The organism is Streptomyces sp. NPDC051310, from assembly GCF_044455245.1.
In the GTDB taxonomy this organism is placed as follows: domain Bacteria; phylum Actinomycetota; class Actinomycetes; order Streptomycetales; family Streptomycetaceae; genus Streptomyces.
Map to the genome: position 1 here is coordinate 15,418 of NZ_JBITEO010000035.1, position 14,594 is coordinate 30,011.

The window sequence follows — 14,594 nt, forward strand, 5'->3', positions numbered from 1 at the left end:
GCGGTGGCGCGCTCGGCGCCACCGCCCACAAGAGTAATCACGCGCGGGGCCGGTGGGGCAGGGGGCTTGCATCCGTCCGGGGGACGGGGAGCGGAGGGGGAGGGGACGGGAAAGGGGCGGGGAGGGCGGGGGAACCGACTGCCGGGGCCGGGCGGGCCGGCGCCGGGTCAGGCGGTTTCGCTCCCCGTACCGCGGGTCTCGGCGAGGGCCCGCAGGGTGCGCGCGTCGCGGATGGCCTGCTGCTTTCCGATGCCCGGCTGGATGCCGAGCGCGGGCAGGCTCGTGCCGTCGCTGAGGTCGAGGAACACCCACGGGTCACCCTCGCGGAGGTTGACCCGCAGGATCTCCGGCCACGCCAGCCGGCGCGTCCGGGTGAGGTTGACGACGGTGACGCCGGTGTCGTCGGCCACGACCTTCGGGCGGCTCAGCAGCGCCAGGACACCGTAGAAGAGCGCCGCGACGAAGACGAAGCTCGCGCGCTCGCCCGGGTTCAGCTTCTCCAGCATCAGGGCGACGGCCGTGATGACGGCGAACATGAGCGCGCCGACGGTCAGCAGGACCACCCGGGTGCGGGTGGGCCGGAAGGTGACCGGGAGGGCGGGGAGCCGGGTGTCGGACATTTTCGCTGGGACCTGTTTCCTTCGACCTGGGGTGCCGGTGTGCTCAGAGGCGGCAGGCGTGGATCTCGGTCGTCAGGATCGCGCGCGCGCCGAGGGCGTACAGGTCGTCCATGATGCGCTGGGCCTCCCGGGCGGGGACCATGGCGCGGACGGCGACCCAGCCCTCGTGGTGCAGCGGGGAGACGGTCGGCGACTCCAGGCCGGGCGTGAGGGCGACGGCCTGCTCCAGGTGCTCGACCCGGCAGTCGTAGTCCATCATCACGTACGAGCGGGCCACCAGGACGCCCTGGAGGCGGCGCAGGAACTGCTCGACCTTCGGGTCGTCGGCGGGGGCGCCGGTACGCCGGATGACGACGGCCTCGGAGGTGAGGATCGGCTCGCCGATCACCTCCAGGCCCGCGTTGCGCAGGGAGGTGCCGGTCTCCACGACGTCCGCGATGACCTGGGCGACACCGAGCTCGATGGCGGTCTCGACCGCGCCGTCCAGGTGCACGACGGACGCGTCGACGCCCTGGTCGGCGAGGTGCTTGGCGACGATCCCCTCGTAGGAGGTGGCGATCGTCATGCCGGCGAAGTCGGCGGGGCCGCTCGCGGTGCCCGGCTTGGTGGCGTACCGGAAGGTCGAGCGGGCGAAGCCGAGCTGGAGGATCTCCTCGGCGTTGGCGCCCGAGTCGAGCAGCAGGTCGCGGCCGGTGATGCCGATGTCGAGCTTGCCGGAGCTGACGTAGATCGCGATGTCGCGGGGGCGGAGGTAGAAGAACTCGACCTCGTTCTCCGGGTCGACCAGGACCAGCTCCTTGGACTCCTTGCGCTGCTGGTAGCCGGCCTCATGGAGCATCGCCGACGCAGGTCCGGACAGTGAACCCTTGTTGGGGACGGCGATGCGCAGCATGGGGTGGGCTTCCTAACTGTGAAAGGAGTTCTCGTGCGAAGAGGGGCGGATCAGAGGTGGGCGTAGACGTCGTCGAGGGAGATCCCGCGCGCGACCATCATCACCTGGACGTGGTACAGCAGCTGCGAGATCTCCTCGGCGGCGGCTTCCTTGCCCTCGTACTCGGCGGCCATCCAGACCTCGGCGGCCTCCTCGACGACCTTCTTGCCGATGGCATGGACGCCCTTGTCCACCAGCTCGGCGGTGCGGGAGGTGGCGGGGTCGCCGGTCTTGGCCTTGAGCTCCAGCTCGGCGAAGAGCTCTTCGAAGGTTTTGTTCGCCATGATGGTCCTAAGAGTACGGGGTGCCACGCACGCACTCAGCGCCAGGGCTCGCTGACGGTGCGCAGTGTCGCGGCGGTGGCGACGGCGGCGGTGACCGCCTCGTGCCCCTTGTCCTCGTGGGAGCCCTCCAGGCCGGCCCGGTCCAGGGCCTGCTCCTCGGTGTCGCAGGTCAGTACGCCGAAGCCGACGGGGACGCCGGTCTCGACGGAGACCTGGACGAGGCCCTGCGTGACGCCCTGGCACACGTACTCGAAGTGGGGGGTGCCGCCCCGGATGACGACGCCGAGCGCGACGACGGCGTCGTAGCCGCGGCCGGCGAGGACCTTGGCGACGACCGGGAGCTCGAAGCTGCCGGGGACGCGCAGCAGGGTCGGCTCGTCGATGCCGAGCTCGTGCAGGGCCCGCAGGGCGCCGTTGACGAGGCCGTCCATGATCTTCTCGTGCCACTGCGCCGCGATCACGGCGACCCGGAGGTCGCCGCAGTTCTTCACGCTCAGTTCGGGTGCACCCTTGCCGCTCACGTGCGTATCTCCTCGTGCTCTGTTCGGTCTGTTCTAGTGGTCTTACTGGTTGTGGCAGGGGGACGCGCCGACGGCGGCGTCGAGCCAGGGCAGGTCGTGGCCCATCCGGTCGCGCTTGGTGCGCAGGTACCGCAGGTTGTGCTCGCCGGCCTGGACGGGCATCGGCTCGCGTCCGTTGACGGTCAGGCCGTGCCGGACCAGCGCGCTGGTCTTCTCCGGGTTGTTGGTCATCAGCCGCAGGCTGCGTACGCCCAGGTCGGTGAGCATCTGCGCACCGGCGGCGTAGTCGCGGGCATCGGCGGGCAGCCCGAGCTCCAGGTTGGCGTCGAGCGTGTCCCGGCCGCGCTCCTGGAGTTCGTACGCGCGCAGCTTGGACAGCAGTCCGATGCCGCGTCCCTCGTGGCCGCGCAGGTAGACGACGACACCGCGGCCGGCCTCGGTGACGCGCTCCATGGACGCCTGCAGCTGGGGGCCGCAGTCGCAGCGCAGCGAGTGGAAGATGTCGCCGGTCAGGCACTCGGAGTGGACACGGACGAGGACGTCCTCGCCGTCGCCGATGTCGCCGTGGACGAGGGCGACGTGCTCGACGCCGTCGACGGTGGAGCGGTAGCCGTACGCCGTGAAGTCGCCGTACGCCGTCGGCAGGCTGACCTCGGCCTCGCGGCGGACGGTCGGTTCGTTGCTGCGGCGGTAGGCGATGAGGTCCTCGATCGAGATGATCGTCAGGCCGTGCTTGCGCGCGAACGGCACGAGCTCGGGCAGCCGCAGCATGACCCCGTCCTCGCCGGCGATCTCGACGATGGCGCCGGCCGGGCGCAGTCCGGCGAGGCGGGCCAGGTCGACGGCGGCCTCGGTGTGGCCGTTGCGGACCAGGACGCCGCCGGGCTGGGCGCGCAGCGGGAAGACGTGGCCGGGGCGCACGAAGTCGGACGGCCCGGCGACGCCGCCGGCCAGCAGCTGGAGGGTGGTGGCGCGGTCGGCGGCGGAGATGCCGGTGGTGACGCCGTGGACGGGTGCCGCGTCGACCGAGACGGTGAAGGCGGTCTTCATCGACTCGGTGTTGTCGGTGACCATCTGCGGCAGCTGGAGGCGCTCCAGCTCGTCCGCCTCCATGGGCGCGCAGATCAGGCCGCGGCACTCGCTCATCATGAAGGCGACGATCTCGGGGGTGGCCTTCTCGGCGGCGATGACGAGGTCGCCCTCGTTCTCGCGGTCCTCGTCGTCGACGACCACGACGGGGCGGCCGGCGGCGATGTCGCGCACGGCCTGCTCGACGGGGTCGAGGGCGAGGTCGGTCACGTCCCAGAGGGAGTTCGCGGCGGCGCGGACCGGCTCGTCCGGGACGGCGGAGGCAGACGGGCGGGCGGTCATGCGGGTGCTCCTTCCAGGGGGGACTCGCTCGCGCGGGAGCGCAGCCACCAGTCGCGCAGGCCCCACAGGACGAGCGCACCGTAGATGACGTAGACGAAGCCGGAGAAGGCGTAGCCGTTGGTGAAGTTGAGCGGCACGCCCACGAGGTCGACGAGCAGCCAGGCGAACCAGAACTCGACCATGCCGCGGGCCTGGGCGTACATGGCGACGAGGGTGCCGACGAAGATGTACGCGTCCGGCCACGGGTCCCAGGACAGCGACGGGTAGGCGGTGAACAGCCCGCCGACGGCCAGGGTGCCGAGGAGCGCGCCGCCGGCCATCAGGGCGCGCTCGCGCCAGGTGGCGAAGCGCACCGCGATCGAGCCGTCCTGGCTCTGCTGCCGGCCGCGGCTCCACTGCCACCAGCCCCACGCGGCGACGGCCATGACGACGACCTGCTTGCCGGCGCTGCCGGTGAGGTGGCCGGCGAAGGCGGCGAAGAGGATGAGGCCCGAGAGGAACTGCACGGGCCAGGTGAGCAGGGAGCGCCGCCAGCCGAGCACCAGGGCGACGAGGCCGATGGTGTTGCCGGCCATGTCGGACCATTTGATGTGCTGTCCGAAGGCGGTGAAGGCCTCCGTGTTGAGCCAGTTCACCGGCCGGTCCCCCCGTTCCTGTCCCCGACGAGCCGCTCGACGTACTTGGCGATGACGTCGACCTCGAGGTTGACCGGGTCGCCGGGCTGCTTGAGGCCGAGCGTGGTCAGTCCGAGGGTGGTCGGGATGAGGCTGACGGTGAAGTGCTCACGGCCGGCTTCGACCACGGTGAGGCTGACGCCGTCCACGGTGATGGAGCCCTTCTCGACGACGTACCGGCTCAGCCCGGCCGGGAGGGAGATCTTCACGATCTCCCAGTTCTCGGAGGGCATGCGCGCGAGGACCGTGCCGGTCCCGTCGACGTGGCCCTGCACGATGTGCCCGCCGAGCCGGTCGCCGACCGCCATGGGCCGCTCCAGGTTGACCCGGGAGCCGGTGGTCAGCGCCCCGAGGCTGGAGCGGTGGAGCGTCTCGGCCATGACGTCGGCGGTGAATTCCCCGTCGGCGGTCTCCACGACGGTGAGGCAGACGCCGTTGACGGCGATCGAGTCGCCGTGCTTGGCGCCTTCCGTGACGAGGGGGCCGCGCAGACGGAAGCGGGAGGCGTCACCGAGGGTCTCCACGGCGGTGACCTCGCCCAGTTCTTCGACGATTCCGGTGAACACGCTCAGCGCTCCTTGGGGGTGGCAGTGATACGGAGGTCGGGGCCGATGCGGACGGTCTCGGTGACGTCGAGCCGCAGCGCGTCGGCGAGGGTGGTGATGCCGGCGCCGTCGAGGGCGGCGGGGCCCGCGCCGAGGAGGACGGGGGCGAGGTAGCCGACCACCTTGTCGACGGCGCCGGCGGCGGCGAAGGACCCGGCGAGGGCCGGTCCGCCTTCCAGCAGTGCGGAGCGGACGCCCCGCTCGTGCAGGGCGGCCAGCAGCGCCGGCACGGACAGGCCCCGGGCGTCCCTGGGGAGCCGTACGACGCGGCTGTCGGGCAGGCCGGTCGTGGCGTCCTCGGCGATCGCGATCAGGGTGGGCGCCGCGTCGTCCAGGACGCGGGCGCCGGGCTTCACGGCGGTGCCCTCGGTGTCGACCACGACGCGCAGCGGCTGGACGACGCCTTCGAGGCCGCGGACGGCGAGGTGGGGGTCGTCCGTGCGGGCGGTGCCGGACCCGACGATCACGGCGTCGGCCTCGGCGCGCAGCCGGTGGACGTCGGCGCGGGACTCGGGCGAGCTGATCCAGCGGCTGGTGCCGTCCTGGGCGGCGATGCGGCCGTCGAGGGTGGCGGCGTACTTCCACAGGACGTAGGGGCGGCCGCGGCGGACGGAGGTGAGCCAGGCGGCGTTGCCGGCCTCGGCCTCGGCCTCCAGGAGCCCTGCGACGACCTCGACGCCGGCCGCGTGCAGGGTGGCGGCGCCGCCGGTGGCCTGCGGGTCCGGGTCGCCGACCGCGTACACGACCCGGGCGATACCGGCCTCGATCAGGGCCTGGGCGCAGGGTCCGGTGCGGCCGGTGTGGTTGCAGGGTTCGAGGGTGACGTACGCGGTGCCGCCGCGGGCGAGGACACCGGCCTGGCGCAGGGCGTGGACCTCGGCGTGCGGGCCGCCGGCGCGCTCGTGCCAGCCCTCGCCGACCTGGTGGCCGGAGGCGTCGAGGATGACGCAGCCGACGACGGGGTTGGGGCTGGTGGAGCCGAGGCCGCGGGCGGCGAGCGCGATGGCTCGGCGCATGGCGGCGGTGTCGGCCGTGGGGGCGTCCGCTGCGGGGGCCACCGGGTCCTCCTGCCTCTTCGGGCGCGGACTCCGGGGCCTGTCGATGACGACAGGGAGCGGAACGACATCGCACGGGGTCGCCTGCGCCGAGACACCGGTCGCCGGTGGACGGCGACCAGCGGACATACGGCCGGCACACACCCGTGAGGGTCGCCCGCCGCGCACTGCCTCCCATCCGGACTTTCACCGTCGGTCCAGGAATTTCACCTGGTCAACCGGCCACTGGATGCGGCCGGGTCGCGGACTGTAACCGCCGGTTCGGAATTACACCGACCCCGGAGTGCGCTGCTGCTGATACAGGGCAAGTGTGCCACGGCCGGTCCTCGCCCATGCGGGTGAATGCTGTGTCCTGGCTCACAGGCCCACCGGCCGGGCGAAGTGGTCCAGACCTATTGACCGTCTGGTCTAGTCCTCTTAATGTCTGCGTCACCTTCATGGAGCGGCCCGCCGGTGTGCGCACGCCAGGGCCTCAACTCGACCCATCCCCCTTGTCAGTTGTGTGTCCTCACCTCCCCAGGAGGAACCGACCGTGCTCTCCCCCACCCGCGCGGCAACCCGCGCGAGAGCCACGCTGCTCGCGACCGGTGCCGCCGTCGCCGGGCTGCTCTTCGGCTCACTCTCCGGCGGCGTCTCGCACGCCGCCACCGATCACGCATCCTGTCGCCCCGACGGCCTGTACAAGACGGCCGGAGTCGACGTCCCGTACTGCTCCGTGTACGACGCCGAGGGCCGCGAGAAGATGGGCGCGGACCACCAGCGCCGCGTCATCGGCTACTTCACCGGCTGGCGCACGGGCAAGGACGGCACGCCCGCCTATCTGGCCTCGGACATCCCCTGGGGCAAGGTCACCCACATCAATTACGCCTTCGGCCACATCGACGCGGCGAACCGGCTGTCGGTCGGCACGGACGGTCCGGCCAACGCCGCGACCGGCATGACCTGGCCCGGTGTCGCGGGCGCCGAGATGGATCCCTCGTACGCGTACAAGGGGCACTTCAACCTGCTGAACAAGTTCAAGAAGCAGCACCCGGACGTCAAGACGCTGATCTCGGTGGGCGGTTGGGCCGAGACCGGCGGGTACTTCGACGACAGCGGCAAGCGCGTCGGATCCGGCGGCTTCTACTCGATGGCCACCAACGCGGACGGCTCGGTCAACCAGGCGGGGATCGACACCTTCGCCGACTCGGCGGTCGCCTTCGTCAAGAAGTACGGCTTCAACGGTGTCGACATCGACTACGAGTACCCGACCTCGATGAAGGACGCGGGCAACCCGCTCGACCACTCCGTCTCCAACGCCCGCCGCGCGGGGCTCGTCAAGGGCTACGCGGCACTGATGAAGACGCTGCGCGAGAAGCTCGACCGGGCGGGCACGGCCGACGGCCGGCACTACCTGCTGACCGTCGCGGCCCCCTCCTCCGGCTACCTGCTGCGCGGCATGGAGACCTTCCAGGTCCAGAAGTACCTGGACTACGTCAACATCATGTCCTACGACCTGCACGGCGCCTGGAACGAGTACGTGGGCCCGAACGCCTCCCTCTTCGACGACGGCAGGGACGCGGAGCTGGCGGCGGCGGGTGTCTACGGCGCACAGCAGTACGGCGGCATCGGGTACCTCAACACCGACTGGGCGTACCACTACTTCCGCGGCTCCATGCCGGCCGGCCGCATCAACATCGGCCTGCCGTACTACACACGCGGCTTCAAGAACGTGCAGGGCGGCACGGACGGCCTGTGGGGCAGGGCGGCCACGACCGCCTGCCCGGCCGGGTCGGGCCTGACCAAGTGCGGTGACGGTGCCGTCGGCATCGACAACCTGTGGCACGACAAGGACGACAACGGCAAGGAGTCCCCGGCCGGCTCCAACCCCATGTGGCACGCCAAGAACCTGGAGAAGGGCGTCCTCGGCGACTACCTGCCGAAGTACGGCTTCGGCGCGGACACGAGGCTGACCGGCACCTACGCCCGCAAGTACGACTCCACGCTGGTCGCGCCGTGGCTGTGGAACGCGGAGAAGAAGGTCTTCCTGTCGACCGAGGACGAGCAGTCGGTGGCCCGCAAGGCCGACTACGTGGTCGACAAGGGCATCGGCGGCACGATGGTGTGGGAGCTGGCCGGCGACTACGGCTGGAACGCGGCGAAGGGCCAGTACGAGCCCGGCTCGACGCTGACCTCGCTGATGTACGACAAGTTCAAGGCGGCCACGCCGTACGGCGCGAAGGTCTCGAACAAGGCGCTGCCGGCGAAGGCGGTGGACATCGGCGTCGAATTCGGCGAGTTCAAGCTCGGTGACTCCAACTACCCGATCACGCCGAAGCTGAGGATCACCAACAACACGAGGACGACGCTGCCGGGCGGTACGGAGTTCCAGTTCGACTACGCGACCGCGGCGCCGGGCAACGCCTCCGACCAGTCCGGCTTCGGTACCAAGGTGATCAGCAGCGACCACACCGGCACCAACGTGGGCGGCCTGAAGGGCGACTTCCACCGGGTCTCGCTGAAGCTCCCGGCGTGGCAGACACTGGCGCCCGGCGCGTCGGTGGACCTGTCCTTCAACTACTACCTGCCGGTGTCGACGCCGTGGAACTGGACCGTGAACATCAGCGGCACCACGTACGCGCTCGCCGGTGACCTGGCGCGGGGTACCACGGTGACCGAGCCGGGGTCCGGCTCCACACCGTCGCCGGACCCGACCGGCCCGAACCCGACGCCCACGCCGACACCGGGGGCGTGCACCGCGCCCGCCTGGAGCTCGGCCACCGAGTACGGCTCCGGCACCACGGTGTCCCACAAGTCCCGCACCTGGAAGGCGAAGTGGTGGACCAAGGGCGAGGAGCCCGGCACCACCGGCCAATGGGGTGTCTGGCAGGACCTCGGCGCCTGCTGACCCGGTGACGGGACGGAGCCCGGCGGTGGAGGACGGCCCTTGCCACCGCCGGGCTTCTCGGCGTCCTGTGCCCCTGCGCCCCGCAGGGCGCGTGACGCCCGCTCCCGAGGCCATCGCCTCGTCCGGGATCCCCCGGCGGGGCGATCACGCATGGCACCGGGGCGGTGGCGCGGCAGTCGGTGCTCCGGAGCGGGCCGGGCAGGTCCCGGCCGCGGTGGCGGTGGCGGGCCGGCATCCCGGCTCCGCGGCGATCCGGGCAGCTCCCGGCCGCGGTGGCGGTGGCGGGCCGGCCGCGGTGGCGGTGGCGGGCCGGCTGCGCCGCCGTCGCGTCAGCGCGTGGGGGCGAACAGTTCGTCCTGGGCCTTGTCGCGCACCGTCAGGAGCGCTCCGCGCAGGACGGCCGCACCGCCCAGGGTGCTCGCGCGGACCTCGGTGCGCAGGGGGGAGAGGGCGGTCAGCCGGGCCTCGACGCGGGCCGCCAGCGCAGGCCCGCCCGCGTGGCCGATCTCGCCGCCGAGGACCACGCAGCCCGGGTCCAGGACCGCGGTCACGGCCGCCACGCCCAGGGCGACGCGCTCGGCGAGCGCGTCCAGGAAGGATCCGGCGCCCGCGGCGAGGGCCGCGCGGACCACGACCGCGCCCGGCGGCTCGTGGCCGGGGCCGTCGCCCGCCGCCAGGCCGTACTCCCCCGCCAGGGCGAGGATCGCCGCCGAACCGGCCAGCGCGTGGAAGCCGCCCTCGCAGCCGGTGGCCGAGGGCAGCGTCCCGGTTCCCGGCACCGGCAGGAAGCCGATCTCGCCGGCGCCACCGGACGCGCCCCGCCGGGGTCGGCCGTCGAGCACGACCGCCGCGCCCACGCCGTGTCCGAGCCACAGCAGGACGAAGGTGTCCCGGTCGCGGGCGGCCCCTTCGCGCCGCTCGGCGACGGCGGCGACGTTGGTCTCGTTCTCGATGTGGACGGTGGTGGCGGGCAGCCGCTGCTGCAGGACCGGCACCAGCCGCCGGTGCCACGCGGGCAGCTTCGCCGAGTCGCGCAGCTCCCCGGTGACGGGGTCGATCAGTCCGGGCGCCCCGATGCCCACGCTGTGCAGCCGGGTCGCGCCGGCCCGGCGGGCGGTGCGCTCCAGCAGGGCCGCCGCGCGCTCCACCGCCGGCTCCGTTGCGGCGGCGGTCACGCAGGTATCGGTGGCCGGGTCGTCGGCCCGCATGGGGAGGGACGCCTCGGCGAGCGGGACGCCCAGCAGATCGGTCACGACGACGGAGACGCTGCTCGTGCGGACGTCGAGCGCGGCGAGGTGGGCCCGGTCGGCGACGATGCCGTACAGCCGGGCGTTGGGGCCGCGCCGGTCCGCGCCCGTCTCGCCGACGACCTGGATCAGCCCGGAGCCCTGGAGCCGCTCGACCAGATCGGCGACCGTGGGACGGGACAGTCCTGTCAGCTCCTTCAGCTGACCTGCCGTCAACGGTCCTTCGTCCTGGAGGAGCCGCAGGGCGAGGCGGTCGTTGATGGCCCGGGCGGTGCTGGGCGATGCGGGCATGACGTGATCCTCTCAGAACTCGTCATATCAACTTACTATCAGGCAGGCTTCCTGATAATTTACCCGGCACTGGGAAGGACGGACGGATCCGGGAGGGGCCTGTGGCACGGGACAGGGAGTTCGGCAAGGAGAGGCTGCGGCGGGCACGGTTCGCGGTCGCGGCCGTGTTCTGTGTGCACGGGGCCGTCACCGGCAGCTTCGCCACCCGGATCCCCTGGATCCAGGAGCACGCCGGGGTCAGTCCCGGCCTGCTGGGCCTCGCCCTCGCCTTCCCCGCGATCGGCGCCTCGGTGGCGATGCCGCTGGCGGGCGCGGTCAGCCACCGCTTCGGCGCGCGCACCGCCCTGCGCGGACTGCTCGCGCTGTGGACCCTGTCGCTGGCCCTGCCCTCGCTCGCACCGGACGTGTACGCGCTGTGCGGCGCCCTCTTCGTCTACGGCGCCACCGCGGGCATGTCCGACGTGGCGATGAACGCCCTGGGCGTCGAGGTCGAGAACCGGCTCGACAGGTCGATCATGTCGAGCCTGCACGGCATGTGGAGCGCGGGTGCGCTGATCGGCTCCGCCTCCGGGACGCTGGCCGCGCACCTCGGCGGCGACGCCCGGCTGCACCACCTCGTCGCGGCCGTGGTCCTCACCGCCCTCGGCCTCTTTTTCTGCCAGGGCGTCCTGGACCTGCGCAGCGCACCGGACGAGGAACCTCCGCCGCGCTTCGCACTGCCGCCCAAGTCGGCCCTCGTGATCGGCGCGATCGGCTTCTGCGGGGTCTTCGCGGAGGGCGCGAGCCTCGACTGGTCGGCGGTCTACCTGAAGGACGAGCTCGGCACGTCGGCGGGGCTCGCGGCCGCCTCGACCACCGCGTTCGCGCTGACGATGACGGTGGCCCGGCTGGTCGGCGACAGGGTCGTCGACCGGTTCGGCGCGGTGCGCACGGTGCGGGTCGGGGGCCTCGCCGCGACCGCGGGCGGCGTCCTGGTCGTACTCGCCGCCCACCCGGTGGCCGCGATGGCGGGCTTCGGGCTCATCGGGCTCGGCGTCGCCGTCGTCGTCCCCCTCGCCTTCGCCGCGGCCGGACGCAGCGGCCCCAATCCCAGCCAGGCCATCGCGGGTGTCGCGACCATCACGTACACCTCGGGGCTCATCGCCCCCTCGGCAATCGGCGGTGTGGCCGATGCGACGTCCCTGACGGTGTCGTTCGGCCTGGTGATGCTCCTGGCGTTCGGCCTGGTGCTCGGGGCGGGCGTGCTGCGCACGGGTGACCGGACCCCGCGCACCCCGTCGAGGACGCCACTCGGCGAGAAGACCCGCGGCTGAGCCCGGACGCCCCACCGGGCGCGGGAAGCGAGCCCTCCGGGCCATGTGAGAGCGGGCCCGGCGCGGCCGTCTACCATGGCCGCTGGTCTTTTTCGGCCGCGCCCCGGCCGGGATCCGGCCCCACGACGCGGCCGCCCGAACCGGAGAACTGGAGCCATCCCCCATGAACCTCGGCGTGCGCTGGACCCTGCACGGCGACGGACGGACACCCGCTCCCGGAGCCGTCGTCCGCCCCGACGAACGGCTCTCGTGGCCCCGTACCGTCGGACTCGGCGCACAGCACGTGGTGGCCATGTTCGGGGCGTCGTTCGTCGCGCCCGTGCTGATGGGGCTCGACCCCAACCTCGCCATCATGATGTCGGGCGTGGCGACGGTGATCTTCCTCCTCGCCACCCGGGGCGCGGTACCCAGCTACCTCGGCTGCTCGCTCTCCTTCGTCGGTGTGGCCGCCACCATCCGCGCCTCCGGCGGCGACAGCGCCACGGTCACCGGCGCGGTGCTGGCGGTCGGCGTCGTGCTGTTCCTCGCGGGCCTGGCGGTGCGGCGGTTCGGCGCCCGGATCATCCACGCCGCGATGCCGCCGGTCGTGACCGGCGCCGTGGTCATGCTCATCGGGTTCAATCTGGCGCCGGTGACGGCGTCGACGTACTGGCCGCAGGACCAGTGGACCGCCCTGCTGGTGATGCTGTTCACCGGCCTGGCCGTGGTCTGCCTGCGCGGCTTCTGGTCCCGCGTGGCGATCTTCCTGGGGCTGGTCTTCGGCTACGCCGTCTCCTGGTTGTCCGACCTCGCCCTCGGCAAGATCCACAGCCCGCTGGGCGGCCCCGAGGCCGTGGACCACTGGCGGCTGGACCTGTCCGGCGTGGCCCGGGCGGACTGGATCGGCCTGCCGTCGTTCCACGCCCCGGCCTTCGAGTGGTCCGCGATCCTCGTCGCCCTCCCGGTCGTCATCGCGCTGGTGGCCGAGAACGCCGGACACGTCAAGGCCGTGGGCGAGATGACCGGTGAGCCGCTCGACGACAAGCTGGGCACCGCCATCGCGGCCGACGGCGCCGCCTCGATCCTCTCCACCGCCGTGGGCGGCCCCCCGAACACCACCTACTCCGAGAACATCGGCGTCATGGCCGCCACCCGCGTCTACTCGACCGCCGCCTACTGGACCGCGGCCGGCTTCGCGCTCCTCTTCGGGCTGTGCCCCAAGTTCGGTGCGGTCGTCGCCGCCATCCCCGGCGGCGTGCTCGGCGGGATCACCGTCATCCTGTACGGCATGATCGGCCTGCTCGGTGCGCAGATCTGGATCAACTCCGGCGTCGACCTGCGCAACCCGCTGAACCTGGTCCCGGCCGCCGCGGGCATCATCATCGGCGTCGGCGGCGTCAGCCTGAAGATCTCCGACAACTTCGAGCTGGGCGGCATCGCCCTCGGCACGATCGTGGTCATCACCGGCTACCACGTCCTGCGCGCCTTCGCCCCGGCCCACCTCAAGGAGCAGCAGCCCCTGCTGGACGCCGGCACCAGCGCGTACGACGACGGCAACGGCGGCCGCGACGACGACGGTCAGCCGGTCGCCAGGTCGTAGGCGTACTCCGGGGTGAACGTGCCGGCCGCGCCCCTGCAGCCGTCCGACTCCCCCGGCAGCTTGACCCACAGGTAGGCGTCGATCCGGGGCTCGCCCGTCGAGGTGGTCGGCGGGCGGCCCAGCGCGCGCTCGGCCGGGTCGCACCACTCGCCGGGCGGGGGCGCACCGTTGCCGTTGCGGCTCGTGTCGATCACCGCGCCGAGATGCGGCGGTCCGCCCAGTTCCGCGAGGACGCGCCGGGCGTAGGCCACCTCGTCGGCGGTGCGGTGGAAGTTCGAGACGTTGGTGAAGATGCCGTCGCCGCTGGTCGCCGCCCCCGCCTCGCGCAGGGCGGCGGCCATCCTCCCGGCGGGGTGCCAGCCGGAGTGGCCCGCGTCGAAGTACACCCTGGCCCGTGGGTTGGCGGCCTTGAGGGTCCGGCCGGCCCGGCCCAGCGCGGCGTACCGCGCCGCCCGCCGATCCTCCGACAGGCAGTCCGCGAGCGCGATCGCGTCGGGTTCCAGGACCACGACCACCGGCCCGTCGCCGAGCCCGGCCGCGAACCTCTCCACCCAGGCGTCGTACGCGGCGAGGTCGGGCGCGCCGCCCTGCGAGGCTCCTCCGCAGTCCCGGCCCGGGATCGCGTACGGCACGAGGACGGGTGTCCGGCCCGCCGCGGCCGCGCCGGAGGTCACCGCGCGGACCCTGCCGGTGATGGTCCCGGGGTCGTACTCGGCGAACCAGACGGCGGCCGGCTGCGCGGCGATCCGCGCCTCGATGAGCGGGCGCCGCGGGTCGTCGCGGTGGGCGCGCACCCAGTCCAGCACCCGCGACCGCGGGTGGCGGTAGAGCTCCGACGGTACGGCGCGGGAGGCCGGGGCCGGCTTCGCCTTCGGCGCGGGACGCGGGGAGGGCCGGGCCGGCGGACTCGCGGAGGCGGAGGCCTCGGCGGGCGGCGGGGAGGAGGGGGGTGACGGCGCGGTCGCGGTGGGCCGGGCGGGCAGCGGTACGGGTACCGCGCTGGTGAGGACCTCCGGAGCCCGGGCCGTGTGGTGCCGCTCGCCCCCGGTCGCGGTGAACAGCCCGCTGACCGTGCCCGCGGCGACCACCGCCGACGCCAGCGCCGCCATCGTGTGGCGGCGCGCGGTCCGGCGCCGTTCGATCCGCCTGCGCCGCTCGGCCCGGCGCTGTGCGCGCACGCCCGACACTCCGGTCCCCCTCCCCCACGGTGCCCCGC

General features: G+C 72.9%; 13 protein-coding genes and 1 riboswitch. Of the genes, 3 read left to right on the forward strand and 10 right to left on the reverse strand.

Annotated elements, in window-relative coordinates:
• Positions 1-167: 167 nt before the first annotated feature.
• Genes ACIA79_RS32355 through ribD form a run of 8 tightly spaced genes read right to left on the reverse strand, consistent with a single transcriptional unit; the run spans position 168 to position 6,022 of the window.
• Complete coding sequence (locus tag ACIA79_RS32355; RefSeq protein WP_399431986.1) at positions 168-620, reverse strand: PH domain-containing protein; 453 nt, start codon at positions 618-620, stop codon at positions 168-170.
• A 43-nt stretch (positions 621-663) separates the two neighbouring features.
• Entirely contained in the window at positions 664-1,512 is an 849-nt protein-coding gene (hisG, locus tag ACIA79_RS32360; RefSeq protein ID WP_031078174.1) for an ATP phosphoribosyltransferase, read from the reverse strand.
• A 50-nt stretch (positions 1,513-1,562) separates the two neighbouring features.
• Complete coding sequence (locus tag ACIA79_RS32365; protein WP_031078175.1) at positions 1,563-1,835, reverse strand: phosphoribosyl-ATP diphosphatase; 273 nt, start codon at positions 1,833-1,835, stop codon at positions 1,563-1,565.
• A 35-nt stretch (positions 1,836-1,870) separates the two neighbouring features.
• On the reverse strand, positions 1,871-2,356 hold the full coding sequence (gene ribH / locus ACIA79_RS32370) for a 6,7-dimethyl-8-ribityllumazine synthase (protein ID WP_399431987.1): 486 nt from the start codon (positions 2,354-2,356) through the stop codon (positions 1,871-1,873).
• Positions 2,357-2,398: 42 nt separating this feature from the next.
• Positions 2,399-3,727, reverse strand: coding sequence for a bifunctional 3,4-dihydroxy-2-butanone-4-phosphate synthase/GTP cyclohydrolase II (locus ACIA79_RS32375; RefSeq protein ID WP_399431988.1), 1,329 nt, complete (start codon positions 3,725-3,727; stop codon positions 2,399-2,401).
• On the reverse strand, positions 3,724-4,362 hold the full coding sequence (locus ACIA79_RS32380) for a nicotinamide riboside transporter PnuC (RefSeq protein ID WP_399431989.1): 639 nt from the start codon (positions 4,360-4,362) through the stop codon (positions 3,724-3,726). Before ACIA79_RS32380 ends, ACIA79_RS32375 begins: the two co-directional genes overlap by 4 nt.
• Positions 4,359-4,967: a riboflavin synthase gene (locus ACIA79_RS32385; protein WP_399431990.1), complete on the reverse strand. Its 609-nt coding sequence runs from the start codon at positions 4,965-4,967 to the stop codon at positions 4,359-4,361. The genes ACIA79_RS32380 and ACIA79_RS32385 overlap by 4 nt, the downstream gene beginning before the upstream one ends.
• Before the next feature lie 2 nt (positions 4,968-4,969).
• Complete coding sequence (gene ribD, locus ACIA79_RS32390) at positions 4,970-6,022, reverse strand: bifunctional diaminohydroxyphosphoribosylaminopyrimidine deaminase/5-amino-6-(5-phosphoribosylamino)uracil reductase RibD (RefSeq protein ID WP_399432015.1); 1,053 nt, start codon at positions 6,020-6,022, stop codon at positions 4,970-4,972.
• 199 nt (positions 6,023-6,221) lie between these two features.
• A riboswitch (FMN riboswitch) is annotated at positions 6,222-6,352 on the reverse strand.
• A 241-nt stretch (positions 6,353-6,593) separates the two neighbouring features.
• Here ribD and ACIA79_RS32395 point away from each other — a divergent pair.
• Positions 6,594-8,948: a chitinase C-terminal domain-containing protein gene (locus ACIA79_RS32395; protein WP_399431991.1), complete on the forward strand. Its 2,355-nt coding sequence runs from the start codon at positions 6,594-6,596 to the stop codon at positions 8,946-8,948.
• 329 nt (positions 8,949-9,277) lie between these two features.
• On the opposite strand, the gene ACIA79_RS32400 is transcribed toward ACIA79_RS32395, so the two are convergent.
• The gene (locus ACIA79_RS32400; protein ID WP_399431992.1) at positions 9,278-10,486 is read right to left on the reverse strand and encodes an ROK family transcriptional regulator; all 1,209 of its coding nucleotides are present in this window, start codon (positions 10,484-10,486) and stop codon (positions 9,278-9,280) included.
• A 101-nt stretch (positions 10,487-10,587) separates the two neighbouring features.
• Here ACIA79_RS32400 and ACIA79_RS32405 point away from each other — a divergent pair, with 101 nt between their 5' ends.
• Together ACIA79_RS32405 and ACIA79_RS32410 are read left to right on the forward strand one after the other, a co-directional pair.
• Positions 10,588-11,799, forward strand: coding sequence for an MFS transporter (locus ACIA79_RS32405; RefSeq protein WP_399431993.1), 1,212 nt, complete (start codon positions 10,588-10,590; stop codon positions 11,797-11,799).
• Positions 11,800-11,962: 163 nt separating this feature from the next.
• A complete protein-coding gene (locus ACIA79_RS32410; RefSeq protein ID WP_399431994.1) occupies positions 11,963-13,378 on the forward strand; it encodes a uracil-xanthine permease family protein in 1,416 nt (471 codons plus the stop codon).
• On the opposite strand, the gene ACIA79_RS32415 is transcribed toward ACIA79_RS32410, so the two are convergent.
• A complete protein-coding gene (locus tag ACIA79_RS32415) occupies positions 13,357-14,565 on the reverse strand; it encodes a glycoside hydrolase family 6 protein (protein ID WP_399431995.1) in 1,209 nt (402 codons plus the stop codon). The two genes, ACIA79_RS32410 and ACIA79_RS32415, sit on opposite strands and share 22 nt — an antisense overlap.
• Positions 14,566-14,594 lie beyond the last annotated feature (29 nt).

Coding starts and splice junctions, on each gene's coding strand:
- ACIA79_RS32355 (WP_399431986.1), bottom strand. CDS start 620: ATGTCCGACACCCGGCTCCCCGCCCTCCCGGTCACCTTCCGGCCCACC.
- hisG (WP_031078174.1), bottom strand. CDS start 1,512: ATGCTGCGCATCGCCGTCCCCAACAAGGGTTCACTGTCCGGACCTGCG.
- ACIA79_RS32365 (WP_031078175.1), bottom strand. CDS start 1,835: ATGGCGAACAAAACCTTCGAAGAGCTCTTCGCCGAGCTGGAGCTCAAG.
- ACIA79_RS32375 (WP_399431988.1), bottom strand. CDS start 3,727: ATGACCGCCCGCCCGTCTGCCTCCGCCGTCCCGGACGAGCCGGTCCGC.
- ribD (WP_399432015.1), bottom strand. CDS start 6,022: ATGCGCCGAGCCATCGCGCTCGCCGCCCGCGGCCTCGGCTCCACCAGC.
- ACIA79_RS32400 (WP_399431992.1), bottom strand. CDS start 10,486: ATGCCCGCATCGCCCAGCACCGCCCGGGCCATCAACGACCGCCTCGCC.
- ACIA79_RS32410 (WP_399431994.1), top strand. CDS start 11,963: ATGAACCTCGGCGTGCGCTGGACCCTGCACGGCGACGGACGGACACCC.